General features: G+C 53.2%; 24 protein-coding genes. 14 read left to right on the top strand and 10 right to left on the bottom strand.

Translation table 11 applies throughout. The annotated features are described in order from the left end of the window. Positions 1-51: 51 nt before the first annotated feature. The 6 genes from NNL38_RS23155 to NNL38_RS23130 all read right to left on the bottom strand — a co-directional run bounded on the left by NNL38_RS23155 (position 52) and on the right by NNL38_RS23130 (position 4892). Positions 52-1212, bottom strand: a complete 1161-nt coding sequence (locus NNL38_RS23155; protein WP_439651431.1) for a tetratricopeptide repeat protein — start codon at positions 1210-1212, stop codon at positions 52-54. Further along, positions 1212-1829 carry an energy transducer TonB gene (locus NNL38_RS23150; protein WP_255391229.1) on the bottom strand — a complete coding sequence of 206 codons (618 nt, stop codon included), beginning with the start codon at positions 1827-1829 and terminating at the stop codon, positions 1212-1214. The genes NNL38_RS23155 and NNL38_RS23150 overlap by 1 nt, the downstream gene beginning before the upstream one ends. Then, positions 1829-2233 (bottom strand): ExbD/TolR family protein, encoded by a 405-nt coding sequence (locus NNL38_RS23145; protein ID WP_255391227.1) that lies wholly within the window; start codon positions 2231-2233, stop codon positions 1829-1831. The genes NNL38_RS23150 and NNL38_RS23145 overlap by 1 nt, the downstream gene beginning before the upstream one ends. Continuing rightward, positions 2233-2715, bottom strand: coding sequence for a MotA/TolQ/ExbB proton channel family protein (locus NNL38_RS23140; RefSeq protein WP_255392318.1), 483 nt, complete (start codon positions 2713-2715; stop codon positions 2233-2235). Before NNL38_RS23140 ends, NNL38_RS23145 begins: the two co-directional genes overlap by 1 nt. 77 nt (positions 2716-2792) lie before the next feature. Continuing rightward, entirely contained in the window at positions 2793-4127 is a 1335-nt protein-coding gene (locus NNL38_RS23135; RefSeq protein WP_255391226.1) for a MotA/TolQ/ExbB proton channel family protein, read from the bottom strand. Then, positions 4128-4892: a DUF3450 domain-containing protein gene (locus NNL38_RS23130; RefSeq protein ID WP_255391225.1), complete on the bottom strand. Its 765-nt coding sequence runs from the start codon at positions 4890-4892 to the stop codon at positions 4128-4130. It lies immediately after the preceding gene. A 313-nt stretch (positions 4893-5205) separates the two neighbouring features. On the opposite strand from NNL38_RS23130, the gene NNL38_RS23125 reads away from it, so the two are divergent. Both NNL38_RS23125 and NNL38_RS23120 read left to right on the top strand, forming a co-directional pair. Further along, a complete protein-coding gene (locus tag NNL38_RS23125; protein WP_255391224.1) occupies positions 5206-5652 on the top strand; it encodes a hypothetical protein in 447 nt (148 codons plus the stop codon). A gap of 323 nt (positions 5653-5975) precedes the next feature. Continuing rightward, positions 5976-6599, top strand: a complete 624-nt coding sequence (locus tag NNL38_RS23120) for a hypothetical protein (protein ID WP_255391223.1) — start codon at positions 5976-5978, stop codon at positions 6597-6599. 88 nt (positions 6600-6687) lie between these two features. On the opposite strand, the gene def is transcribed toward NNL38_RS23120, so the two are convergent. Then, positions 6688-7191, bottom strand: a complete 504-nt coding sequence (def, locus tag NNL38_RS23115; protein ID WP_255391222.1) for a peptide deformylase — start codon at positions 7189-7191, stop codon at positions 6688-6690. Positions 7192-7376: 185 nt separating this feature from the next. Here def and NNL38_RS23110 point away from each other — a divergent pair, with 185 nt between their 5' ends. Continuing rightward, the gene (locus NNL38_RS23110; RefSeq protein WP_255391221.1) at positions 7377-8180 is read left to right on the top strand and encodes a TOBE domain-containing protein; all 804 of its coding nucleotides are present in this window, start codon (positions 7377-7379) and stop codon (positions 8178-8180) included. Here NNL38_RS23110 and NNL38_RS23105 read toward each other — a convergent pair. Beyond that, positions 8177-8407 (bottom strand): hypothetical protein, encoded by a 231-nt coding sequence (locus NNL38_RS23105; protein WP_255391220.1) that lies wholly within the window; start codon positions 8405-8407, stop codon positions 8177-8179. The genes NNL38_RS23110 and NNL38_RS23105 overlap by 4 nt on opposite strands. On the opposite strand from NNL38_RS23105, the gene NNL38_RS23100 reads away from it, so the two are divergent. The 8 genes from NNL38_RS23100 (at position 8400) to NNL38_RS23065 (ending at position 15544) form a co-directional block, all read left to right on the top strand. Continuing rightward, complete coding sequence (locus tag NNL38_RS23100; protein WP_255391219.1) at positions 8400-8609, top strand: hypothetical protein; 210 nt, start codon at positions 8400-8402, stop codon at positions 8607-8609. The two genes, NNL38_RS23105 and NNL38_RS23100, sit on opposite strands and share 8 nt — an antisense overlap. A 170-nt stretch (positions 8610-8779) precedes the next feature. Beyond that, the gene (gene rbsD, locus NNL38_RS23095) at positions 8780-9199 is read left to right on the top strand and encodes a D-ribose pyranase (RefSeq protein WP_255391218.1); all 420 of its coding nucleotides are present in this window, start codon (positions 8780-8782) and stop codon (positions 9197-9199) included. Between the two features lie 32 nt (positions 9200-9231). Continuing rightward, entirely contained in the window at positions 9232-10737 is a 1506-nt protein-coding gene (gene rbsA, locus NNL38_RS23090) for a ribose ABC transporter ATP-binding protein RbsA (protein WP_255391217.1), read from the top strand. Then, positions 10734-11717, top strand: coding sequence for a ribose ABC transporter permease (gene rbsC, locus NNL38_RS23085; protein WP_439651403.1), 984 nt, complete (start codon positions 10734-10736; stop codon positions 11715-11717). The genes rbsA and rbsC overlap by 4 nt, the downstream gene beginning before the upstream one ends. Before the next feature lie 78 nt (positions 11718-11795). Further along, positions 11796-12674 (top strand): ribose ABC transporter substrate-binding protein RbsB, encoded by an 879-nt coding sequence (gene rbsB, locus NNL38_RS23080; RefSeq protein WP_255391216.1) that lies wholly within the window; start codon positions 11796-11798, stop codon positions 12672-12674. Between the two features lie 145 nt (positions 12675-12819). Next, positions 12820-13737, top strand: coding sequence for a ribokinase (rbsK, locus tag NNL38_RS23075; RefSeq protein ID WP_255391215.1), 918 nt, complete (start codon positions 12820-12822; stop codon positions 13735-13737). A gap of 81 nt (positions 13738-13818) precedes the next feature. Then, positions 13819-14826, top strand: coding sequence for a substrate-binding domain-containing protein (locus tag NNL38_RS23070; protein WP_255391213.1), 1008 nt, complete (start codon positions 13819-13821; stop codon positions 14824-14826). A 115-nt stretch (positions 14827-14941) separates the two neighbouring features. After that, a complete protein-coding gene (locus NNL38_RS23065) occupies positions 14942-15544 on the top strand; it encodes an MliC family protein (RefSeq protein ID WP_255391212.1) in 603 nt (200 codons plus the stop codon). A gap of 158 nt (positions 15545-15702) precedes the next feature. On the opposite strand, the gene fabG is transcribed toward NNL38_RS23065, so the two are convergent. Next, entirely contained in the window at positions 15703-16437 is a 735-nt protein-coding gene (gene fabG, locus NNL38_RS23060) for a 3-oxoacyl-ACP reductase FabG (protein ID WP_255392316.1), read from the bottom strand. Between the two features lie 261 nt (positions 16438-16698). Here fabG and NNL38_RS23055 point away from each other — a divergent pair, with 261 nt between their 5' ends. Further along, positions 16699-17658: a LysR family transcriptional regulator gene (locus NNL38_RS23055; protein WP_255391211.1), complete on the top strand. Its 960-nt coding sequence runs from the start codon at positions 16699-16701 to the stop codon at positions 17656-17658. Continuing rightward, positions 17621-18589, top strand: coding sequence for an alpha/beta hydrolase (locus NNL38_RS23050; RefSeq protein ID WP_255391210.1), 969 nt, complete (start codon positions 17621-17623; stop codon positions 18587-18589). The genes NNL38_RS23055 and NNL38_RS23050 overlap by 38 nt, the downstream gene beginning before the upstream one ends. Before the next feature lie 111 nt (positions 18590-18700). Here NNL38_RS23050 and NNL38_RS23045 read toward each other — a convergent pair whose 3' ends face one another. Continuing rightward, positions 18701-20599, bottom strand: a complete 1899-nt coding sequence (locus NNL38_RS23045) for a DEAD/DEAH box helicase (protein ID WP_255391209.1) — start codon at positions 20597-20599, stop codon at positions 18701-18703. Positions 20600-20973: 374 nt separating this feature from the next. On the opposite strand from NNL38_RS23045, the gene NNL38_RS23040 reads away from it, so the two are divergent. Then, positions 20974-22998, top strand: a complete 2025-nt coding sequence (locus NNL38_RS23040; RefSeq protein WP_255391208.1) for an exoribonuclease II — start codon at positions 20974-20976, stop codon at positions 22996-22998. Positions 22999-23011: the final 13 nt, after the last annotated feature.

The raw sequence follows: 23011 nt of genomic DNA, 5'->3' as shown, positions 1-23011 counted from the left end.
TAAAAAAGACCCCAAAATGGGGCCTTTCATGATTCAGCGTTCGCGGTTCAATTAACCGTCCATCTCACGCATCTGATTCAGATATTTGATCCAACTTTTCGATGTCGCACTCGACTGAATATTGTTCGCTTGTTTGGCATGAATGATTGCTTTCTCGTAGTCTTTCATTTTGTAGTAGGCCTGCACTCGCGCCAGCTCAACTTCAGCTTTGCTCGCTTTTTGCTTCACCTTATCCAACTGAGCGAGCGCTTGATCAAACTGACCTTCCTGCAGGAGCAACTGTGCCAAAGCCCAGCGATGGCGATCATCGAGCTTCGCCGCAATTTTCCAGGCTGAAATCGCATGGTCCCACTCCTTCGCCTGCTGCCAGTACATCGCCTGCATCGACATCAACTCAGCATCATTGTTTGCACCATCCAGTTGCGAATAAATGATCGCAGCCCGCTCAGGGATCCCCTGCTGGGCATACAGCTGTGCCAAAGTGGTCAGGTTCTGCTGGGTCAAAGCCACTCCCTGACGTTTGGCCAGCGCCAACGTCTCCAGGGCATTTTTGGTTCGGCCCAGACGGAGTTGGAGCCCTGCCATCTGTTGCCACCAGGCCAGGTGATCCGGCTCCAGGGCAATCAGGCTCTGCAAGGTCGGCAAAGCGCTTTTCCACCGCTCCAGTTGCAGCTGAGCTCCCAGCTTCATCGACAGAATGGGCACATCCGGCTGCTTCACATAGCGCTGATAAACCTGCACCGCTTTCAGCACCGGTTGCCATTCACCCAACTGGTAATGGGACTGGGCGATACGCAGCCACAAACTCTCCGGTTGCTGTTGCTCCGGGATATTCTTAGTGAGCTGATAATAATGTGGCAGTGCGCGTTTGTACTGCGCATCCGTCAACAAAATATCTGCCAGCATCCGCTGAGTAGTCCAGGCCTGTTCATCCTTCAGCAAACCGCTGTCCACCGCATCAGCCAGGTTGTCGATGGCCGGCTTGATACTGCCCTGCTGCCAATAAAACACCCCCAGCATGCGCTTCACAAATGCTTTGTCATACGCTTTGGCCGGATTCAGGCCGGCAAGCAATTCAATCGCCTCAGGGAGTTTATCTTCCTGTTGCAGATTATGGGCGCGCTGAACTTTATTGGCGGTAAATTGCGTCAGCTCAGCATGCACAACGCCTGATGGAATAGCCAGAGCAAGCAATAGTAAGAATTTCTTCATCATTTATTTAACTTAAACTCCAGTTTGATCGTTTGACCCACCTGCGCAATCGCAGCCCCGTCCACCACTTTCGGCTGGTATTTCCACCGTCGAAGTGCCTGCACCGCATCCCGCTCAAAAATCCGACGCGGTTTGGCTTCAACCACTTTGATATCCGTCGGCCTACCCTGCGGATCAATGGTAAACGACAGGACGACATAGCCCTCCATTCCCCGCTTCTGGGCACGTGGCGGATAATTCGGCTGAACCCGATACAGCGGCATCGCTTGCTGATTAGTACCGAAATCAGAAAACTGCGGCGCTTGCACTTGAACACCGGCAACCGTCGTATTTAATGACAGGTTCGGCATGGTTGGTGCAATATCGGTCGCCACTGCCTGCTGCGATGCCGCAGGCTTGGCCTCCGGCGGCGGCTCCGGCATTTCCGGTTGCTCCGGCACTGCACGTTGCCGGCGACGAACTTCCGTTTCCTGCTCCACCATCACCATATCAAAGGCAAGCAAAGGCTTGTCTTCCGGCAGCGACTTGTCACCATTGTCGACCATCCAGGCCATAAAGGTGAACAGCCCCAAAGCCATTGCCAGCGCAGCAGGCAGAGCAATGAGTAATCGCAGCATCAGCCTTTCTCCGCAGCCAGGGCAATGTTCTTCACACCGGCCCCTTTGGCCGCATCCATCACTTTCACGACCGTGCCGTTGTATGCATGCTCATCGGCCTGGATCACCATCGAGGCTTCCGGCTGATCGAGCAACAAGTGCTCCAGAGTGGCCTGAACCCGCTCCACATCCACCACCCGCTTATCAATATAGATATCGTTGGCGGAGGTGATGGCGACAAAAATACCGGCATCTTTCTGGCTCACCACATGGCTGGCCTGGGGACGGTTCACCTCCACCCCGGATTCGCGGACAAACGAGCTGGTCACAATAAAGAAGATCAGCATGATAAATACGATGTCCAGCATGGAGGTCAAATCCACCTGGGCTTCTTCCCGGGCGGAAGACGGACGATTCAGTCTCATCACTGACTCCTCAATAACTTTTCTAACTTCAGTTCACGCCAGTGGCACACCTTCGCCAAACGTGCGTGAACAAACATTCCGGCTAAAGCCGCGACCATCCCGGCCATGGTTGGCAGGGTCGCCAGGGAGATCCCGGAGGCCATCAATTTCGGCTGACTGCTGCCCTGGGTCGACATCACATCAAACACCGAAATCATCCCGGTCACTGTGCCCAGCAAGCCCAGCATCGGACAAATCGCCACCAGCACCTTGATTAAGTTCAGATTCTGACTCAAAGCAATTCGCGCTTCACTCAACCAGCCCTCTCGCTGTACACGAGCATGCCAGGACGTCTGATCGGCTCTGGCCTGCCACTGCCGGAGCCAGCCCTGCTGTTGTTTCGGATAAGTGATGAGCAGGTACAACACCCGCTCAATCACCAGCAACCACTTCACTAGGACCACAGCAGCCAGCCACCATAACACCTGGCCGCCCTGGTTCATGAAATGCTGCAAGGTGAACCACCAACCTTCAACACCGAGGGTCTGCAATATGGGTAGTTCAAATAGTGATGTTTCCATCAGGCTGCACTTCCTGCTTGTTCTGCTTGTGCGGCAACGAGGCTAATCCCCTGCTTCTCCAGGATATTACGGATCGTTTCGGCCTGGGTGCTGAGCACGTTGTGCGCCAACAGCAGCGGCATTGCCGCAATCAGGCCCAGCACGGTAGTGACCAGCGCCATTGAGATCCCGCCGGCCATCACGGTCGGATCGCCATTGCCAAACTGGGTGATCACCTGGAAGGTTTCAATCATCCCGGTCACGGTGCCCAGCAGACCCAGCATCGGCGCCAGCGCCGCCAGGAGTTTCAGCATCGACAGACCTTTCTCCAGGCCCTGCTGCTCGTCAACAATCGTTTCGAGCAGGCGCAGTTCCAGAGCTTCCACCGAACGGTTCTGCTCTTTGTCGTATACACTCAGCACCCGGCCCAGTGGGTTATTCCCCGGTTGTGCCGGAGTCTTCAGCTGTGATTTGATTTGCTGACGGATCACCAGCAGCTTGATGCCGCGGAACAGCGCAATCACCACCCCAACGGCCAGCAGACCCAGAATGATCTTGCCGACCACACCGCCGTGCTCGATCCGATCTTTCAGCTCCGGTGTGTTGGCCAGCTGTTCCAGCATGATCCCGCGAGACGGGTCGACGACAGCCGCCTGTATCCCGGAGTCCATTAGCGGTGATAGGGTGCCAAATAATGGCCCGTGCTCCGGCTGTTTCAGATAAGGCGTGGCGACCTGACGCTTGCCGTCCCAGGCAAGATAGCCCTGCTCACCAATCAGACCGATGCTCCCCAGGCGATAAGCCTGAACATCCGACTGATAGCCTTCACCATTAATAAAAGGGACGGTCACTTTACGCATTTCTGCACTGGCGGTAATTTGATCGCTCATGCCCTGCCATAAGGCAGTTAGCTGGGACAAAGACGGCAGTGCTTTGGCTTCAACCACTTCTTCGACAACATCTTTGAAGGCATGCCGATCAGCCCCGGTCACCGAAAATTCCATTTCGGAGTCCAGCTCTTTGGCGGATTGACGCACCACGCCAAACAACTCTCCCAGGCTCCCGGTTTCCAGTCGCAGTTGTTCTTCCAGCTGAGCCAGCTTGTTTTCATTGTCGCTGAAGGTTTCGCTCAGCTGATCCGTTTCCTGCTGCAGCTGCTTTTTCTTCGCCTTCAACGCATTCAGCTGTGCCCGGATCTCTTTTTCCGTTTGCTTAAAGCCGGCTTCACGCTCAGCATTATGTGCTTTTTGCACCTGCTGCGCTTGGCGGGTCTTGTCGACCAGCTCAGTATTCGCCATCGCTGTAACCGGCAGGGTGAACAGGCAGAGTGCTGCTGCTAACGCTTTGATCTTCATTTAGTTGCTCTCCACGTTCACAGAAACAGGTAAGGTCACAAGGCTTGGTGCAGCTTGTTTGGTCGCAATCGCAAAGGCCTTGTCCACATCCGCCGCCATTTGGTTATCCAGGCTCTGCCAGCTGTCGCTGGTGTCATTCCAGGCCCAGTAGCGGGTGCCATCCAGGCTGCGGGCAACCAGTGAAATCCGGCCCAGATACAATTGATCCGCTTCTATCGATTCCTGCTCCGACAGTGCCAGCGGCCCTTGGAATACACCCAGTTTGGTGCCGTAGTCCATCTCGATTTGGTAAGCTTCCAGGATCCGGCGATATTTCTCAGCATCACTGACATCTGCTTGCGCCATCATAAATTCAAGTTTGGCCACCCGGGCCAGACGCTGTTGTTGACGAATCGGCTTATCGGTTGCCACGATTTGCTTCAGCCCGTCAATCATCTTGTACATCAGCGGCACCACCCCCTGTCGGGTTTCCTGAATACCGACGATTTGATGGTTCAAGCTGTCCACTTCGGCGTCCTGGCTGGCTACCAGCCGGGCCAGGTGGTCGCGGTAAACCTCCAGGTTCTTCACTTCTTCCTGAAGCATTTCAACTTCCGCTTTCATCGCAAGTGCCGCCTCAGCACTTTTGTCAATTTTCTTCTGGCTGTAAACCGACGCTGCATTGGTTTTGCTTTCAATGGCTCGGGCAGTATCGAGACTATCGGCTTGTGCGCCGGCACTCAGGCTGATCATGATCAGCGCGAGACTGGATTTCTTTAAGTTCATCTGGCAATTCATCTTTTACGGGAATGCACGCAAATTAAAAATTCACTGAGTGAATTTTACTGAAATTACAAGCTTCTACGTCCAGCTTGCTCAAGTAAACGGATGTCATCTTAATTGAAAATAAATCTCATTTAAATATCTATATCTATAAAAAAATGCCATTTCTTATCATCGTTTGATGGCAAGAAGCTTCAGGTGATTGTCAACCCACGGCTTTTCGCCCCAATCCTCAGGTTCTTGCCATGTGTTACCGTGTCATTTTTCAGAGGGAGAGGTATAATACCGCCGTTTTTTGTTAGAGACGGTAAAAGAAGTGACAGATGTAAACCTTGACGAAGTACGTCGCCAACTGACAGCGTTAAACTATAAAGCAGATAAAATTCGGATTGTAACGGTCTCGGCCTTGGATGAAGCGGCTCTGGAAAGCTGCACCGCAACAGAAGGCGAGTGCTTTTATAACAGCTATATGAATGTTATCTACGGCAAAGGCGATCGCTATGTCCTGGGTTATCGTTGCGAAGACCCTATCGTTGACCATGCCATTATTCGCAAAGGTGATCAGTATTTTGATCCGACCTTGCAAGCCAACGGCGAGTTTTCATCCTATCAATATGCCATTCTGACCGAATTTACCGTGTTTGATATGATGAAGCATGCCAAGTCCAATAAGGACTTCCCGCCAGACGTCGACTACCTGCTGAGTAAAGCCGGCAAGTTTAAGAATGTGATCGATACAGACAAACTTAAAAATAAGTCCTGATCCCCCATTCGCTTCAATCAGCCTGGCGATGACACACAGGCTGATTGATTTTTTGACCTTTCTCTCTGTATTTTCCTTTTTTTACTGAAGCACTTAGCATCAGAGTCCCCTCTCAGCCAAACAGGCATGATGTAAGACCCCACCAGAATTTTCGTGTACAACCTCATAAATCTGACCTTAAAAAGCAGCAAAACGCATTTACTCAGTGATACTTAATACAATATGTGGCATATATAGAGGCGTTGTTGTCACTGAATAGCGGTAAGACAAGTCGCTAACACACTGACATAGTATTTCCAGAACAGCGCAGGGATCGCAATCCGATGAGAGTCTTCATTTTCATTCTTATCAGCCAGTTACTCATTGGCTGTAGCAGCGGCGTTTACGTTTCACTGCCTGAAAAGTACGAACCGACTGAAGAGCAGCCCGTCGGATTTTTAGCCGGAAGTCTGAGCGCGACCACCGTATGGCCCGCTTCGGGAGAAGGCCTGATCACCACCCTCTATATTCGTCAACGTGGCGACGATGCCTTCCTGACCGTCGCCAGTAACCACGAAGACACAGATTTTGACAGTGAAACCCTGAAAGGCCAGCTGTTCTACCTACCGTTACCGGCCGGCGAGTATGAACTCTTTTCGATCGGCTTTAAGGGCAGCAACGGTAACAAGTCAATTCGCTCTAAATCTTCCGAAGAGCTGGGATTGGTGTTCACCATCGCACCCGGCCAGGTAACCTATATCGGCCAGTTTATTACGTCCAGCCTGGTTGCCAAAAGTAAGCTATGGAACATCGAATACCCCAGCGGCTATGGCTACATCACCTACAGTGACGCACAACAGCGCGATCAGCCTTTACTCAGAGAAATGCACCCTGAGCTGGAGCAACTAACCTTTACCCCGGTCATGCTGGCCGAAACAGATGTCCGCCTGACGTCCAGCCGACCTTAAAGCGGCTGACTACGATGCGACAACTAGCTGCCAGACATTATCACAACCGCGAGAGCCCTGGCTCTCGCGGCCTTGTTTCAGGCCATCGCTATCCCATGTTCTTCAAATGCTTTTTGACTTTCTTGAGCGCCATTTGCTTTTTCAACGGCGACAAATAATCAATAAACAGCTTACCCAGCAAATGATCAATTTCATGCTGCATCACCACCGCGAGAAAATCATCGCGCTCCAGTATGATCGGCTGGCCATGGCGATCCAGCGCTTCCACCGTTACCTTGGTAAAGCGCGGGACATCCGCATAATAGCCGGGCACCGACAGACAACCTTCCTGCCCCACCGACTCCCCTTCCCCGTGAACAACTCTCGGGTTTACCAGGATCAGCGGCTCATTGCGCTGCTCAGAAATGTCAATAACCACAATGGCTTCGGTTCGCCCAACCTGAGTTGCAGCCAGGCCAATCCCATTCGGGGTGCTATACATCGTCTCCAGCAGGTCATCAATGAATGGCTGAACCGCATCAATATCTTTCACCTCAACGGCCTGACTTCGCAGCTGACTATCCGGCGCTGCTAAAATATCGAGTACTGCCATGTATCCTCTATCAATTGTCCAAAAGGGTTATTCTGGCACACTCCAGCCCGAAGGTGCCATTGATTACATGAAATACCGGGTCGAATTCCAAAGAAGCTCACACGCAGCTTTTTTATATTCAAATCAATACCTTCATTGTTATAATCAAACGGCATTCCGCTCCTGAACAAACAAACTGGTACTCCATGGACTTTGACGCCCTGCTGACGCTCTCTGAAAACGGTAAAGTGTTTGCCAACCCCCGCAGGATTGCCCTATTGAAGGCCATCCAACAAACCGGTTCAATCAGCCAGGGTGCCAAACAGGCCGGGATCAGCTACAAAGCCGCTTATGATGCGATCAAGGACATGAATAAGCGCGCTGATACACCGCTGATTGCCAGCGAAAAAGGCGGCAAAGGTGGCGGCGGCGCAGCGCTCACCGAATTTGGCAGCCGCCTGGTGCAAATGTATGACTTGCTCGATACCATTCAGAACATGGGCCTGAAAGCCTTGAATGATCCCGATGCCCCGCTGCACAGTCTTTTGGGGGTAATGACCAAATTTTCACTCCAGACAAGCGCACGAAATCAGCTATTTGGCACTATCAGTCACATTGAGCGCCACAGCCTGCACGACAAGGTCTGGATTGCCCTGAAAAGCGGCCAGCAACTTTGCGCGACGATCACCCACGGCAGCACCCAACGGCTGGAATTAGCTCCCGAAAAGGATGTCATTGCGCTCATCAAGGGGCCCGCGATTCACATTCGTCCGCAAGCACCGAATGAAGCCATTAATATTGAACCGGTTTGGGATAACTGCCTGCAAGGGGTTGTTTCTGCAGTTCAGCAAGATGGGGGGACAGCAGAAGTGCTGCTCAAACTGGATGAGCAGGATGAGATTTGCGCGCTGATTGATTACAGCCTGGAAGACAACCAACCGCTGGCCACAGATCAGCCGGCAATGGCATACTTTGCTTCCACTCAGGTGATCATAGCCACTCTCTGTTAATGCAGCGAAATACAGTCCTCCAGGAAGATATCAAACTCTGAGTTCGGCAGCAGGCAATCCTCGAAATACTGATAATCCATATACACCGAACTCACCAGCAAGACCAAAGCAAACGTAAGCCCAATCAGAGAAAGTCTCGCCATCCAGGTTTTTCGTGTTTTGAGTCCGATCATCAGACACAACACCAAAGCAGGCGCTGTGACCAGCAAAGCAGGGAGCATGTTCATTTCAGAAAATACCATAGCCGGGAATCATTTTTCAGACAAATACGGTCAAAGCGTTCATGATAAGGCTTTTTCTGCTTCTAACCAATCGCCCCTGCAACAATTTACATTAAATGACATTTCTCTGCCGCATGTCACTGCCCTGTCATCCCCCTGGTCTGTGATCGCTCCCTCCTTTTGTGCAAATTATCCGGTCGAGTTCTGATATATGTCACATTTTGTCGGGGAAAACGATGATCATCGAAACGTTTCGATCTACATTTCAAGCCATCGAAACGTTTGCGTAATCGTTTCGATGGCTATAAAAACAACAACTGTCGTCACACGAGTCGTGCTTAGGCTCACTCACACGACACGACTGATTAAGGTGCCACCATGAAAAAAAGCGCTCTGATTCATGCCGAATTGTCCCATCTGATTGCAACCCTCGGCCACACGGATGAAGTGACCATCTGCGATGCCGGGCTGCCAATCCCGGCAGAAACCCAGCGTATCGATCTGGCACTGATCCCGGGTGTTCCGGCATTCATCGACACCATCAAAGCGGTATTAAGCGAAATGCAGATTGAAGGCGCCGTCATAGCTGAAGAATTTGCCGAGGTAAGCCCGGAACACCATCAGGCACTGCTGGCCCTGATCCACCAGGAAGAGCAACAGACTGATAAGGCAATTACGGTCTCCTATATCAGCCACGAGGCATTCAAGGCCAAGACCCGCGCGAGTAAAGCGGTGATCCGCACCGGCGAGTGCACCCCGTACGCCAATGTGATTTTTCAGTCTGGCGTGGTGTTTTAACCCGACTTTTTGCTGAGCTGCAAGGAAATGACATGAAACAGCCAATTCTCGCGCTACAAGGCATCGAAAAAGCATTCCCGGGTGTGAAGGCCCTGGATCACGCCAGCCTCAATGTATATCCGGGCAAGGTGATGGCCTTGATGGGTGAAAACGGGGCCGGTAAATCGACCCTGATGAAAACCCTGACCGGCATCTATGCCATGGACGCCGGTGAAATTCACTACCAGGGCCAGCCGGTTCACTTCAACGGACCACGCCACTCCCAGGAAGCCGGGATCAGCATCATCCACCAGGAACTGAACCTCATCCCGGAACTGACCATTGCCGAAAATATTTTTCTGGGCCGCGAGCCGACCGGCACTTTCGGCGGGATCCAGTGGGGCAAAATGTATCGCGATGCCGATGCCCTGCTGCAACGCTTGAACGTAAAGCACAGTGCCCGGACACCGCTGGGCGAGCTGAGCCTGGGTGAGCAGCAAATGGTCGAGATTGCCAAAGCGCTCTCCTTTGAATCCCAGGTCATCATTATGGATGAGCCGACCGACGCCCTGACCGATACTGAAACCGAGTCCCTGTTCAAGGTGATCAACGAGTTGCGCGATGAGGGCTGCGGGATTGTCTATATCTCTCATCGCCTGAAAGAGATTTTTGAAATCTGTGACGACATTACGGTGCTGCGTGACGGCAAGTTCATCGGCGAGCGCGCAGTCGCTGACACCGATGAAGACACCCTGATTGAAATGATGGTCGGTCGCCGCTTGGATGATCAGTACCCCCGAATCGATGTTCAGCACGGCACCACTTGCCTCGAAGTCAAAAACCTCAGCGGCTCCGGATTAAACAAGATCAGCTTCACCTTAGATCGCGGTGAAATCCTCGGGATTTCCGGCCTGATGGGTGCGGGTCGCACCGAGCTGATGAAAGTCATCTACGGCGCCCTGCCCCGGGAGTCCGGCGATATCCTGTTGGATGGCAAACCAATCAATCCGACCACCCCACAGGAAGGCCTAGCTCACGGGATCGCCTACATCTCCGAAGATCGAAAAGGTGATGGCCTGGTGCTGGGGTTGTCGGTCAAGGAAAACATGTCGATCTGTGCGCTGGACCAGCTGTCAAAAGGGATCCAACTCGATCACAGCGAAGAAGTGACAGCCGTCGAAGACTTCATTCGTCTGTTTAACATCAAAACCCCGAGCCGGGATCAAATCATCGGCAACCTGTCGGGCGGTAATCAGCAGAAGGTTGCGATTGCCAAGGGCCTGATGACCAAGCCCAAAGTACTGATCCTTGACGAACCGACCCGCGGCGTAGACGTCGGTGCTAAAAAAGAGATTTATCAGCTAATTAACCAGTTTAAAGCGGAAGGGATGAGCATCATCCTGGTGTCTTCGGAAATGCCTGAGGTACTGGGGATGAGTGACCGGATCCTGGTGATGCACGAAGGCCGGATCAGCGGCGAATTCAAGGCTTCAGAGGCCGACCAAGAAAAACTACTTGCCTGTGCGGTGGGCAAACAGATCAATGAGGTAGCAGCATGAGCACCAACGCAATGTCCAACTCCCCGACCAACGGCAGCAAAAAGCTGTTCAGTAAAGCCTGGTTGATAGAACAAAAGTCCCTGATCGCGCTGATCTTTCTGATTGTCGTGGTGTCATTTCTGAACCCGAACTTCTTTACCCTCGACAATATTCTCAACATTCTTCGCCAGACCTCGGTCAATGCCATTATCGCCGTCGGGATGACCCTGGTGATCCTGACCGCCGGGATTGATCTCAGCGTCGGCTCCGTTCTGGCTCTGGCCGGGGCCTTTGCCGCAACCCTGATTGGCATGGAAGTACCGGTGATGGTGGCGGTACCGACAGCCCTGCTGGCCGGTGCTGCGCTCGGCGCCATCAGTGGGGTCATCATTGCCAAAGGCAAGGTTCAGGCCTTCATTGCAACGCTGGTCACCATGACCCTGCTGCGCGGTGTGACCATGGTCTTCACCGATGGCCGCCCGGTATCGACAGGCTTTACCGATGTGGCTGACAACTTTGCCTGGTTCGGAACCGGCTACGCGCTGGGGATCCCGGTGCCAATCTGGCTGATGGTGATTGTTTTTGCTGCGATCTGGTACCTGCTGAACCACACCCGCTTTGGCCGCTATGTTTATGCGCTGGGCGGCAACGAATCCGCTACACGCCTGTCCGGGATCAACGTGGATCGCGTCAAGATTGGTGTCTACGCCATCTGCGGCCTGTTGGCAGCCCTGGCCGGGATCATTGTCACCTCTCGCCTCTCGTCAGCGCAGCCGACTGCCGGGATGGGCTACGAGCTGGATGCCATCGCCGCAGTTGTTCTTGGCGGCACCAGTTTAGCCGGCGGTAAAGGCCGCATCATGGGCACCTTGATCGGCGCGCTAATCATCGGCTTTTTGAACAACGCCCTCAACCTGCTGGACGTCTCGTCCTATTACCAAATGATTGCCAAAGCAAGCGTGATCCTGCTGGCGGTCATGGTCGATAACAAAAACAAGTAACCTCTGACGCCGGTTTCGGCCGGCACTGCGGGCTTCCCCCGGCCCGCAATCACCCGACAACTGTAGAAGGAAATCACAATGAAAAAGTTAGCCACCCTTATCTCTGCTGCCGTCCTGTCCGCCTCGTTCAGCACCACTGCGGCTGCCCAGGACACCATGGCCATGGTCGTCTCCACCCTGAACAACCCATTCTTTGTCACCATGAAAGAAGGCGCGGAAGCCAAAGCACAGGAGCTGGGTTACAAACTGATTGTGCTGGATTCACAAAACGATCCGAGCAAAGAGCTGTCGAACATCGAAGATCTGACCGTGCGCGGCGTCAAAGCCATCCTGATCAACCCGACGGACTCCGATGCAGTCTCGAATGCCATTCGCATGGCCAACCGCTCTGAGATCCCGGTCCTGACCCTGGATCGCGGCGCGAGCCGGGGCAAAGTGGTCAGCCATATCGCATCAGATAACGTTGCCGGGGGTGAAATGGCCGGTCAGTTCATCATGGAAAAAGTCGGCGAGAAAGCCCGGGTAATCCAACTGGAAGGGATTGCCGGTACCTCTGCTGCCCGTGAACGTGGTCAGGGCTTCATGAACGCCGTGAAAACCAACGAACTGAACCTGCTGGCCAGCCAGCCGGCTGACTTTGACCGCACCAAGGGCCTCAACGTGATGGAAAACATGCTGGCTGCCAACCCGGATGTCCAGGCCGTATTCGCCCAGAATGACGAAATGGCACTCGGTGCCCTGCGTGCGGTTCAGGCATCAGGCAAAGAGGTGCTGATTGTCGGCTTCGACGGCACAGATGACGGCATTGCAGCAGTGAAACGCGGCAAGCTGGGTGCCACCATCGCGCAACAACCCGACCTGATTGGTGCGCTGGGCGTCGAAACTGCCGATAAGGTATTGAAAGGTGAGCAAGTTGAAGCCAACATTCCGGTACCACTGAAAGTGATCACTCAGTAAAATCCACAGGCAGGTGTCCCGGTGCCACCCGGATACCTGCCCTGTCATCCACCCAGTGTGTATGGTTTAGCCACGCCAGCGCCCGGTTAACCCATAGATTTTGGCCCGATTGTCACGGCAAGTATAAAATTATAAAGGTTTCACTATGAACAAATTAGTCGTCCTCGGCAGTGTCAATGCCGACCATGTGCTGCAAGTCGCCTCGTTCCCGCGCCCGGGAGAAACATTACACGGTCATACCTATCAGGTGATCCCGGGGGGCAAAGGCGCGAACCAGGCGGTCGCTGCATCGCGTCTGGGGGCAGACATCGCCTTTATCGCCTGTGTCGGCGATGACAGCTTCGGCCACGAGATGCGTGAAACCTTTGCCCGTGAGGGCATCAACACTGATGCGGTGATGATTGAAGCCGATATACCAACCGGCATTGCCATGATCCAGGTTGCCGAAACCGGCGAGAACAGTATCTGTATTTCCGCGGAAGCCAACGCCCGACTGACACCCGAGCGCCTCCTCCCGCACCAACCGCTGATTGAACAAGCCGATACCTTACTGATGCAACTTGAAACACCGGTAGAAACTATCGAGTCGGCAGCCCGTATTGCCAAACAATCCGGTACCCGGGTCGTGCTCAATCCGGCGCCGGCCCGAGCACTCTCAGATAAGTTGCTGCAACTGGTCGACCTCATCACCCCGAATGAAACCGAAGCCGAGCTGCTGACGGGCATTCAGGTAACAGACACCGCTTCGGCCCAACAGGCTGCCGATATCCTGCACGGCAAAGGGATCCCGCAAGTCATGATCACCCTCGGCAGCCAGGGTGTGTGGATCAGTGAGCAGGGCCAGGGTCGCCAAGTGCCGGGGTTCCGTGTCGAAGCCTGCGATACCACAGCTGCCGGCGATACCTTCAACGGCGCCCTGCTGACGGCGATGCAAGAAGGCATCACGCTGGACAAAGCGATTCGTTTTGCCCATGCTGCGGCGGCGATTTCTGTGACCCGCATGGGGGCACAAACATCTATTCCATATCGGCGCGAAGTCGAACGTTTTCTGATGGAACATTAATTGAACCGCCTGCCCGATGCCGAAACGACGGCCTTGGCGGCAGGCTGCTCTCCTATTCACGAGAGCGTTCAGGGAGTCATTATGGCGACAATCAAAGATGTGGCAAAACAGGCCGGGGTCTCGACCTCAACCGTCAGCCACGTGCTGAATAAAACTCGCTTTGTCAGTGAAGACATTTCTACCCGGGTCATGGCGGCGGTTGAAGCACTCAACTACGCCCCGTCAGCCCTGGCACGCAGTCTGAAAGTCAACCATACCCGCACCTTCGGGATGCTGGTCACCACCTCGACCAATCCCTTCTACGGTGAAGTAGTCAAGGGTGTTGAACGCCGCTGCTATCAGCACGGCTATAACCTGATCCTGTGTAATACCGAAGGGGATATCGAGCGCATGCACGCCAACCTCGATACCCTGCTGCAAAAGCGGGTCGACGGCCTGCTGCTGATGTGCAGCGAAGTCGAAGAAAAGTCATTTGATCTGTTCGGCCGTCACCAGCCGGTGCCAACTGTGGTCATGGACTGGGGACCAACCGACTTCCCGAGTGACAAAATCCAGGATAACTCGCATCATGGCGGCTATCTGGCCACTCGCCACTTGATTGAACAGGGCCATACCCAAATCGGCTGCCTGACCGGGCCATTGGATAAACTGACGGCACAGCAGCGCCTGTCTGGTTTTACTCAAGCAATGGAAGAAGCCGGGCTGATCATCAATCCGGACTGGATCATTGCCGGTAGTTTCGAGTGCGAAGGCGGAGAAGCGGCTTTCAATGAATTGTATCTACGCGGCCCACTGCCGACAGCCCTGTTTGTCTGTAACGATATGATGGCGATGGGCGTGATCAACACCGCGCACAAAAAAGGGATCCGGGTCCCGGACGATCTGTCGATTGTAGGCTATGACGACATCAAGCTGGCAAAATATATCACACCCTCCCTGACCACAATCCACCAGCCCAAGCACCGCTTAGGGCAACAAGCGGTCGATACCCTACTGGATAAAATCCAGAACAAACGGACAACCAACCAGGTGATCCAACTGGAACCGACCCTGATGGTCCGTGACAGCGTCAAGACACTCACCCCCTAACGCTATCCAGCCGCTTCGATACAGAAGCGGCTAACATCCCATTGCCCGCTTTCATTCTGTCTGGCCTGCTTCCATACTTATTGCCATTCTCCCCATGCTGTTCAATGAGGTTACTATGAATAAACCACTGACTTTCCCCGTTCTGCTCTGTGCCGGGCTTTCTGTTTCCGCGTTGCCAGGCGCCGCACTGGCCGCAACCCCCAGCTTTGACTGCAGTCAGGCATCCGGCACCATTGAGGAGCTGATCTGTCAGGAGGATGATCTCGCCACGCTGGACCGGCACATGGCAGAAGTCTTCCCGGCCGCGATGGCAAACTATCCGCAGTCAGAGCAAGCAACGGCCAAAGCGATGCAGCGAGGCTGGATCAAAGGCCGCAATGATTGCTGGAAAGCCGATGACAAAAAAGCCTGTGTTGAATCAGAATACAAAAACCGGATTGTAGAATTACAAATTACCGGCGGCCTGCTGGAGGTTCCTGAACCGGTCGCGTTCAAGTGCAATGAAACGGACAAACCGTTCACCGCCGTATTCTACTCGCAAACCGATCCGCACAGTGCCGTCTTGACCTGGGGGGATGATCAAGTCATTGCTCTCATCGCCCCTGCTGCCAGCGGCAGCAAATACACCGGCCGTAATGTCGAGTACTGGGAGCATCAGGGGGAAGCCAGAGTGACCTGGCTCAGTGAAACGCTGACCTGCCAGCCAGTTGGAAAATAAACAGGCCTGGTTACTGCAACCGAGTTCTTGGTAGAACTATGGCGCTCTTGGCGGAATCACAGCTGTAATGATCAAATGCCGGGAACACAAAAGCCACGGACTTGAACCTGTGGCTTTTGTGTTTGAAAACAGCGAGCCTAAAGGCTGCAAGCCTGCTGTTAGATCACCAACCCGCCATCAATTTTCAACGTCTGCCCGGTAATAAAGGCCGAGCGGTCACTGGCAAGGAATAAAGCTCCCTCAGCGATGTCCAGGGGTTTCCCCATCCGCTTCAGAGCCGTTTTTCCTTTCATATAATCCAGCACTTTCTCCGGCAGATCTACGGTCATCGGTGTTTCGATAAATCCGGGGGCAATGCAGTTTGCCCGTACCTCCGCACCTTTGCGGGCAAACTCTTTCGACCAGCCTTTGGTCATGGCAATTACGCCGCCTTTGGTCGCTGCATAATTGCTCTGGCCGATGTTACCGTCTGTGCCGACAATGGAAGACATGGTAATAATTGAGCCTTTGCCATTGTCCATCATCAGGGGTGCCACGGCCTGCGTCATGTTAAAGACCCCTTTGAGATTCACATCGGCGACCAAATCCCATTCTTCCTCGGTCATTTTCTCAATCAGGTTATCCCGGGTGATCCCAGCGTTGTTCACCAGCACATCAATGCGGCCAAATTCCGTTTTAACCTGCTCAACAAAATGAACGATGCTCGAGCGATCACACACATTGAGCTCAATCGCACGAACATTCGCAAATTGCGACTCCAGATCCGTCATGTCCGATGTATTCATATCGCAGGCATACACCATTTTTGCATCTTGGTTTGCAAACGTTTCCACAATGCAACGGCCAATCCCCTGCGCGCCACCGGTTACAACACAAATTTTATCTTTCAGCATCATTTCCCTCATCCTTAATACCTGTACCAGGTATGACATCCAGAAAGTGAACAGCGTGGGAAACACTTTTCGTCACTAACTCCGTTATTTCCCCCTATCTTAGATGAAATATGCAATACCATTACCAACATTGTTGCAAATCACCTTTTCGTATTAGGGATGAAGTAATAGCAAGATTTTGATGTCACAGTGATTTCATTGGTTTCTCAAACGCTCGTTTGCTATAACTGGGTGGTGACTAAATATTCACTAGGGCTGAACATGCTAGACAAGGTTGTCTTTTTTATTCATGTCGTACGGTCAGGTTCGATCAGTGAAGCTGCTAAACAAAACGGGATTTCGGCATCCGCTGCCAGTCGTTGGCTGAATGAACTGGAAGAGAGTATGGGCGTTAGCCTGCTCAGACGAACCACCCGTAAAATCAGTCCGACCCAGGCCGGTCAACGGCTCTATGATCGATTTACCCGGATCCATAGCGAAATTGACGACATCTTCAATGAAGTTCAGAACATGAGCAGTGAAGATCGCGGCACCATCCGCCTGGCCAGCACCCCCTTGTTCGCGAAACACTATCTCAGCCCAATCATCGGTGAATACCTAACCGAGCACCCGTCAATTAACTTTGTGGTGCTGGAAACTGCCTTTGAAGTCGACCACGTCCATGAGGTAGATTTCGCGATTCGAGCCAATGCCACCTATCGCGGCTTTCAGGACAAAGACAGCCTGCTGGTCAAACGCTCCTTGCTACGAGAGCCTTTGATGGCCTGCTGCTCGCCGACGTATATCGAACAGTTTGGTGAGCCGAAAATTCCGGACGACCTCAAACAGCACCTGTGCTTGTATGCCAGCAGCCTGGTCGGCGGCAACCGCTGGATCTTTGAACTTGATGGTGAATGTACTTCGGTAGAAATTGCCCAGACAGTCGAAGCCGATGACAGTGAAATTCTGAAAAATATCGCTTTGGCCAGTGGCGGGGTCGCCTATCTGCCAATCAGCCTGATCAGCAAAGACATCGCCCGGGGTCATCTGGTGCCGGTGCTGAAAAATTACATTAGCAGCGAATTCGAACTCAACTTATACTTTAAACCTCGAAAATACATGCCGGCCCGCTGCGCGAATTTTAAGGACTATCTCATTAAGCGGGTCCCAGAAATAGAATCCATCCGAAAAAAAGGAATTTACGATGGCCACGCTTCCTCAACCACTACAAATCTGGCTTGAGCAGTTCAACACCCTGCTACGCCAGTCTGAGCAAGCCGGGATCGCACCAAGTCCGGCATTAGCCCGTCAAGGATTGGCCGGGCTCACCGCCCAGTTTGTTCCCCATGCTCCCGATATCGCCCGAGTCGTTGACGGCACCATCAGCCAAAGCGCAATCCCCTGCCGTATCTACCACCCTGAGCCCGATAGCGAACTCCCGGTGATGCTATTTTTCCATGGTGGTGGTCATATGTGCGGTGATCTTGATGTTTACGACCCGATTTGCCGGAAACTTGCACACTATAGCCAGGCCATCGTTGTGAGTATTGATTACCGGCTTGCTCCGGAGCACCCATACCCGGCCGGATTGACGGATGCTTCTCTCAGCCTCTGCCAATTGTTTCCAACGTTGGATCACTATCAGTGCCGTTATCGAAATAAAGTGATTCTGGCAGGTGATTCAGCCGGCGGTGCCCTCGCCGCTACCGTCATCCAGTCGCAGTCGTCGTCCCAAGGAACAGCACAAGGCTCTCCCCGGCCAAATTCATTCCCGAAGGTGGATAAGCTGGTCCTGATTTATCCCAGCCTGGACTATACTCTGACCGCCGATTCATTACGTGAGAACAGCACTGGCTACGTGCTGGAGACGAAAAAGATTGACTGGTATTTCCAGCAATACTTGCAACAGCGGGAATGCCGGGAGTCAGTGTCCCCATTGTATGGAGAGATCAACCTCAACCACCCGGAAACCCTGGTCATCACCGCCGGTTTCTGTCCCATCAAAGATGATGGCCTACACTACCGGTTACGGTTGCAACGAGCCGGCATTCCCTGCCAGCACTTACATCTGAAAGACATGATTCACGCCTACCTCAACCTGGAAACACTGGTGCCGAACGCGTGTGATATGACATATCAATCCATTCGTGAGTTTATACAGCCGCATCACTGATGCCACCATAGCCTCACCCGCACATCTTGCAGATATAGAAAAGCCGGTCAAGTAAACTGACCGGCTTGGCTTTCATGTTTCGTTCGCTAGCGTGTGATCACGCAATGCAACTTAAGCTTCGAAACGTGGCTTGCTGCTACGCTCACCGCGACGACGGTCATTACCGTTGCCATGGTTACGCTCACCACGGTAGCTGCCACGGTGATCACCACCACGGTTACGGTCAAAGCGACGCTCACCGTCACGACGACCACGACCACCTTCACGGTTACCGTTGCCACGGAAACCACCACGGTTACCATCACGGCCACCACGACGGTGCTCACGCAGCACGTCATCTTCAACCACAACCGCTTGCGCTTCTTTCTGGCGAATACGCAGTTTCTTCAGCTGTGAGACAACTTCGTTGGTCATCTTCTTCGGCAACTGAACATACGTGTGCTCAGGGGCCAGTTTGATCGCACCGATGCTGTCTTTGTTCAGACCCAGCTCGTTCGCAATAGCGCCAACGATATCTTTCACCTGAACACCCTGCTCACGGCCAACTTGCAGTTGGTACGTATCCCAGTCAGCGGTGTTGAATGAACGACGCTCACGGCGCTCACCACGTTCACCGCGTTCACCACCACGCTCGTCGCGGCGACGGTCACGACGCTGCTTCTCACGCTCAATGGCCGCAATCATCGGGTCCGGGCCTTTATAGAACAGCGGACGGTTGCCCTGCTGACGTTTCAGCAGCATCGCAGCCAGGGTGGTCGCATCAACTTCAATGCCTTCCTGCAGCTTCTCAACCAGCTCAACGAAAGATTCCAGGCTCGCTTCTTCTTTCTGTGCTTCCAGCTCTTCACCCAGACGGCTCAGACGAGACGCGGCAACCACGTCACGCAGCGGCAGTTGGATTTCTTCCATGCGAGACTTGGTCACACGCTCGATGGTACGCAGCATGCGGATCTGGTTGGTACGAACCAACAGAATCGCTTTACCGGTACGACCTGCACGGCCGGTACGACCGATACGGTGAATGTATGACTCAACATCGAACGGAATGTCGTAGTTGAATACGTGCGTAATACGCGGCACATCCAGACCACGAGCAACCACGTCGGTCGCAACCAGGATATCAATCACGCCGCGCTTGATGTGCTCAACGGTACGCTCACGCAGTGATTGCGGGATATCACCGTGCAGGGCAGCCGCTTTAAAGCCACGGGCAGACAGCCAGTCCGCCAGACGCTCAGTATCCTGACGGGTACGAACGAAAACGATAGACGCATCCGTATCTTCTGTTTCCAGCAGACGCATCATGGCTTCGTCTTTCTCGACGCCCTTCACGACCCAGAATTGCTGCTCAACTTTTGAAACTGTACGGTTTTCGCCGGCAACATCGATACGCGCAGGCTCGCGCAGGAAGCGGTCAACAATTTCTTTCACGATCGGCGGCATGGTGGCGGAGAACAGTACGCGCTGCGCTGTTTCAGGCGCTTGCTCCATGATCCAGGTCACGTCGTCAACGAAGCCCATTTTCAGCATTTCGTCGGCTTCATCCAGCACGAAAGTATGCACTTCGTCCAGATGCAAGCGATCACGGGAGATCAGATCTTTCACACGACCTGGTGTACCCACCACGATATGTGCACCTGATTTCAGCGCACGCATTTGATCAACGATCGATGCGCCACCGTAGATTTCCAGAACCTTCAGGCCCTTGATGTTTTGGCCAAGGACTTTAATTTCAGCAGCCACCTGGATTGCCAGCTCACGCGTTGGCGCCATCACGATTGCTTGTGGTTTACGCTGGTCAAGATCCAGCTTGTTCAGCAGCGGCAGAGAGAATGCCGCAGTTTTACCAGTACCCGTCTGCGCTTTACCCAGCGCATCAGTACCGGTTAGCAAGAGAGGAATAGACGCCGCCTGAATAGGAGTCGGCGCAACGAAGCCCATAGTGTCAAGTGCGGATAGTAGTGTGTCGGCCAGATCTAACTGGCGAAATTCTGTAACAGATTCTTGCATTGGGATCCCAATATGTGATCTAAAAAAAACGGGCCCCTTTTGCTTTAGACGGTTCTACAACAGCAACCACAAGCATGGGCCTCGACTTTGAGGCGCGTATTGTGCGCGTTTACTTGATAAAATGCCAGAAAAAATTGAGCGTTGTCACAAATTAACTTTCAAACACCTATTTCTTAATCAATTATATTCACATTGAACCAAATAACGCGCACTCCCTTGAGATTAGCAAGCTCACCCGGGACTTGCAGGCACCTATAGGCCGCATCTCAACAAGGAGACAGGTGAATTCTTCACCAACTCTGCCGGGGATTACCCTTGGTTTTAAATCACGAAGGCCTTATAGTGTGTCGGTTCACAATCTGAGACCGGGTATAATGTTTCAAGACAATCCACTATTAGCACAGCTAAAAAAGCAAATTCAGGAAACGCTGCCGAAGAAAGAAGGCACCATTAAAGCCACGGACCGCGGCTTTGGTTTTCTGGAGATTGACAACAGCAAAGACAGCTTTTTCATTCCGCCGAACTACATGAAAAACGTCATGCACGGCGATCGTGTCATTGCCGTGATTCGGACTGAAAAAGAGCGTGAAGTTGCAGAGCCGCAGGAGCTGGTCGAGCAATTTATGACTCGCTTTATCGGCCGCATCAAACTGATCCGCGATCGTCTTCATGTTGTGCCGGATCACCCGCAGCTCAAAGATGCGATTAAAGCCCGTGCCATGAAAGGCCTGAACCCGGAGTTGCTGAAAGAAGGCGACTGGGTTGTTGCGAACATGACGCGTCACCCGCTGGTCGGCGACAACAAAACTTTCTTCTGCGAAGTGAAAGAAAAGATCACCGACAGCAATGATAAAATTGCTCCATGGTGGGTTACCCTGGCCCGTCATAACCTGCCAAATGCCGAGCCGGCACCGCAGGACAGTTGGAACATGCTGGAAGAAGGCCTGGAGCGTCGTGACCTGACCGCTCTGCCATTCATTACGATTGATGGTGAATCGACCAAAGATATGGACGATGCACTCTATACGGTTGCGAAAGAAGACGGTAGCTTCGAACTCACCGTTGCGATTGCCGATCCAACCTCTTATATCGAGGTTGGCGATCAGATGGATAAAGAAGCGCGCCAACGTGGCTTTACCATTTACCTGCCGGGCCGTAACATCCCGATGCTACCACGTGAGCTGAGCGATGAGCTGTGCTCTCTGATGGAGGGCGAAAAGCGCCCTGCACTATGCTGCCAGGTGACCATCGACAAAGATGGTGTGATTCAGGACGACATTGAATTCTTTGCTGCCTGGATCCAGTCCCAGGGCCGCCTCTCTTACGACAACGTCTCTGACCTGCTGGAGCACGGCAATGCAGAAGGTTGGGCGCCAAGCGAGGTGATCCGTCAGCAAATTGATGCCCTGCACGGTTTTGCTAACGCCCGTAGCGACTGGCGTGCCAACAACGCCGTGGTCTTCCCGGACCGTCCGGATTACCGCTTTGAGCTGAGCGAAGACAACGATGTGGTCGCGATTCATACAGATCCGCGCCGCACTGCGAACCGCATGATTGAAGAAGCCATGATCACCGCCAACATCTGTGCCGGCCGTGTGCTTCAGGACAAGTTTGGCTTTGGGGTGTACAACTACCACAACGGCTTTAATCCGGAAAAACTGGATACCGCGATGGAGTTCCTGACCGAAGCCGGGGCACCATTCGAAAAAGAGCAACTGCTGAGCCTGGATGGCTTCAGTGCCCTGCGCCGCTGGCTGAACGCACAAGAAACCACTTACCTGGACAACCGTCTGCGTAAGTTCCAGGCCTACAGCGAAGTTGGTAACAAACCGGCGCCGCATTACGCCATGGGTCTGGATGTCTACGCGACCTGGACATCGCCAATCCGTAAGTACGGCGATATGATCAACCACCGCCTGCTGAAAGCCATTATCAGCGGACAGGAGCCGAGCCAGATCCCCGATGATGAAGTGGGCGAGGAAATTGCCAACCACCGTCGTCATCACCGTATGGCAGAGCGCGATGTTGCCGACTGGCTGTATGTACGCCTACTGAAAGACGCCGTCAAAGAAGAGACTGTCTTTACCGCAGAAGTCTTCGACATCAACCGTGCCGGGATGCGTGTCCGCCTGATTGAAAACGGGGCAGCGGCGTTTATTCCGGGTCCGCTGATCCTGGACAACAAGAAGCGCATCGAATGTAACGGTGATCTGGGGATCATTAGCATCGATAACGTCCGCGAGTTCCAGCTCGGCGACATATTTGAAGTGAAGTTGGCTGAAGTACGTGCTGCAACACGCCAGCTGGTTGCCAAACCGGTCAAAGCGTTCCCGCCACTTGTTGAAGCGCAACAAGCGGATGAACCACAGTCTGAGCAACCGGCAGAAGAGAAAGCCTAATCGCTTGACTCAC

The sequence above is a fragment of the Photobacterium atrarenae genome (assembly GCF_024380015.1).
Taxonomy (GTDB): domain Bacteria; phylum Pseudomonadota; class Gammaproteobacteria; order Enterobacterales; family Vibrionaceae; genus Photobacterium; species Photobacterium atrarenae.
The sequence above is the reverse complement of the archived record's forward strand: the minus strand, read 5'-3'. Positions and strand labels throughout refer to the sequence as shown.

What these genes read in the sequence shown, in the direction of transcription:
- NNL38_RS23155 (WP_439651431.1), bottom strand. Translation starts at nt 1,212, where the DNA reads ATGAAGAAATTCTTACTATTGCTTGCTCTGGCTATTCCATCAGGCGTT.
- NNL38_RS23150 (WP_255391229.1), bottom strand. Translation starts at nt 1,829, where the DNA reads ATGCTGCGATTACTCATTGCTCTGCCTGCTGCGCTGGCAATGGCTTTG.
- NNL38_RS23145 (WP_255391227.1), bottom strand. Translation starts at nt 2,233, where the DNA reads ATGAGACTGAATCGTCCGTCTTCCGCCCGGGAAGAAGCCCAGGTGGAT.
- NNL38_RS23140 (WP_255392318.1), bottom strand. Translation starts at nt 2,715, where the DNA reads ATGAACCAGGGCGGCCAGGTGTTATGGTGGCTGGCTGCTGTGGTCCTA.
- NNL38_RS23135 (WP_255391226.1), bottom strand. Translation starts at nt 4,127, where the DNA reads ATGAAGATCAAAGCGTTAGCAGCAGCACTCTGCCTGTTCACCCTGCCG.
- NNL38_RS23130 (WP_255391225.1), bottom strand. Translation starts at nt 4,892, where the DNA reads ATGAACTTAAAGAAATCCAGTCTCGCGCTGATCATGATCAGCCTGAGT.
- NNL38_RS23120 (WP_255391223.1), top strand. Translation starts at nt 5,976, where the DNA reads ATGAGAGTCTTCATTTTCATTCTTATCAGCCAGTTACTCATTGGCTGT.
- def (WP_255391222.1), bottom strand. Translation starts at nt 7,191, where the DNA reads ATGGCAGTACTCGATATTTTAGCAGCGCCGGATAGTCAGCTGCGAAGT.
- NNL38_RS23110 (WP_255391221.1), top strand. Translation starts at nt 7,377, where the DNA reads ATGGACTTTGACGCCCTGCTGACGCTCTCTGAAAACGGTAAAGTGTTT.
- NNL38_RS23100 (WP_255391219.1), top strand. Translation starts at nt 8,400, where the DNA reads ATGTTCATTTCAGAAAATACCATAGCCGGGAATCATTTTTCAGACAAA.
- NNL38_RS23105 (WP_255391220.1), bottom strand. Translation starts at nt 8,407, where the DNA reads ATGAACATGCTCCCTGCTTTGCTGGTCACAGCGCCTGCTTTGGTGTTG.
- rbsD (WP_255391218.1), top strand. Translation starts at nt 8,780, where the DNA reads ATGAAAAAAAGCGCTCTGATTCATGCCGAATTGTCCCATCTGATTGCA.
- rbsA (WP_255391217.1), top strand. Translation starts at nt 9,232, where the DNA reads ATGAAACAGCCAATTCTCGCGCTACAAGGCATCGAAAAAGCATTCCCG.
- rbsC (WP_439651403.1), top strand. Translation starts at nt 10,734, where the DNA reads ATGAGCACCAACGCAATGTCCAACTCCCCGACCAACGGCAGCAAAAAG.
- rbsB (WP_255391216.1), top strand. Translation starts at nt 11,796, where the DNA reads ATGAAAAAGTTAGCCACCCTTATCTCTGCTGCCGTCCTGTCCGCCTCG.
- rbsK (WP_255391215.1), top strand. Translation starts at nt 12,820, where the DNA reads ATGAACAAATTAGTCGTCCTCGGCAGTGTCAATGCCGACCATGTGCTG.
- NNL38_RS23070 (WP_255391213.1), top strand. Translation starts at nt 13,819, where the DNA reads ATGGCGACAATCAAAGATGTGGCAAAACAGGCCGGGGTCTCGACCTCA.
- NNL38_RS23065 (WP_255391212.1), top strand. Translation starts at nt 14,942, where the DNA reads ATGAATAAACCACTGACTTTCCCCGTTCTGCTCTGTGCCGGGCTTTCT.
- fabG (WP_255392316.1), bottom strand. Translation starts at nt 16,437, where the DNA reads ATGCTGAAAGATAAAATTTGTGTTGTAACCGGTGGCGCGCAGGGGATT.
- NNL38_RS23055 (WP_255391211.1), top strand. Translation starts at nt 16,699, where the DNA reads ATGCTAGACAAGGTTGTCTTTTTTATTCATGTCGTACGGTCAGGTTCG.
- NNL38_RS23050 (WP_255391210.1), top strand. Translation starts at nt 17,621, where the DNA reads ATGGCCACGCTTCCTCAACCACTACAAATCTGGCTTGAGCAGTTCAAC.
- NNL38_RS23045 (WP_255391209.1), bottom strand. Translation starts at nt 20,599, where the DNA reads ATGCAAGAATCTGTTACAGAATTTCGCCAGTTAGATCTGGCCGACACA.
- NNL38_RS23040 (WP_255391208.1), top strand. Translation starts at nt 20,974, where the DNA reads ATGTTTCAAGACAATCCACTATTAGCACAGCTAAAAAAGCAAATTCAG.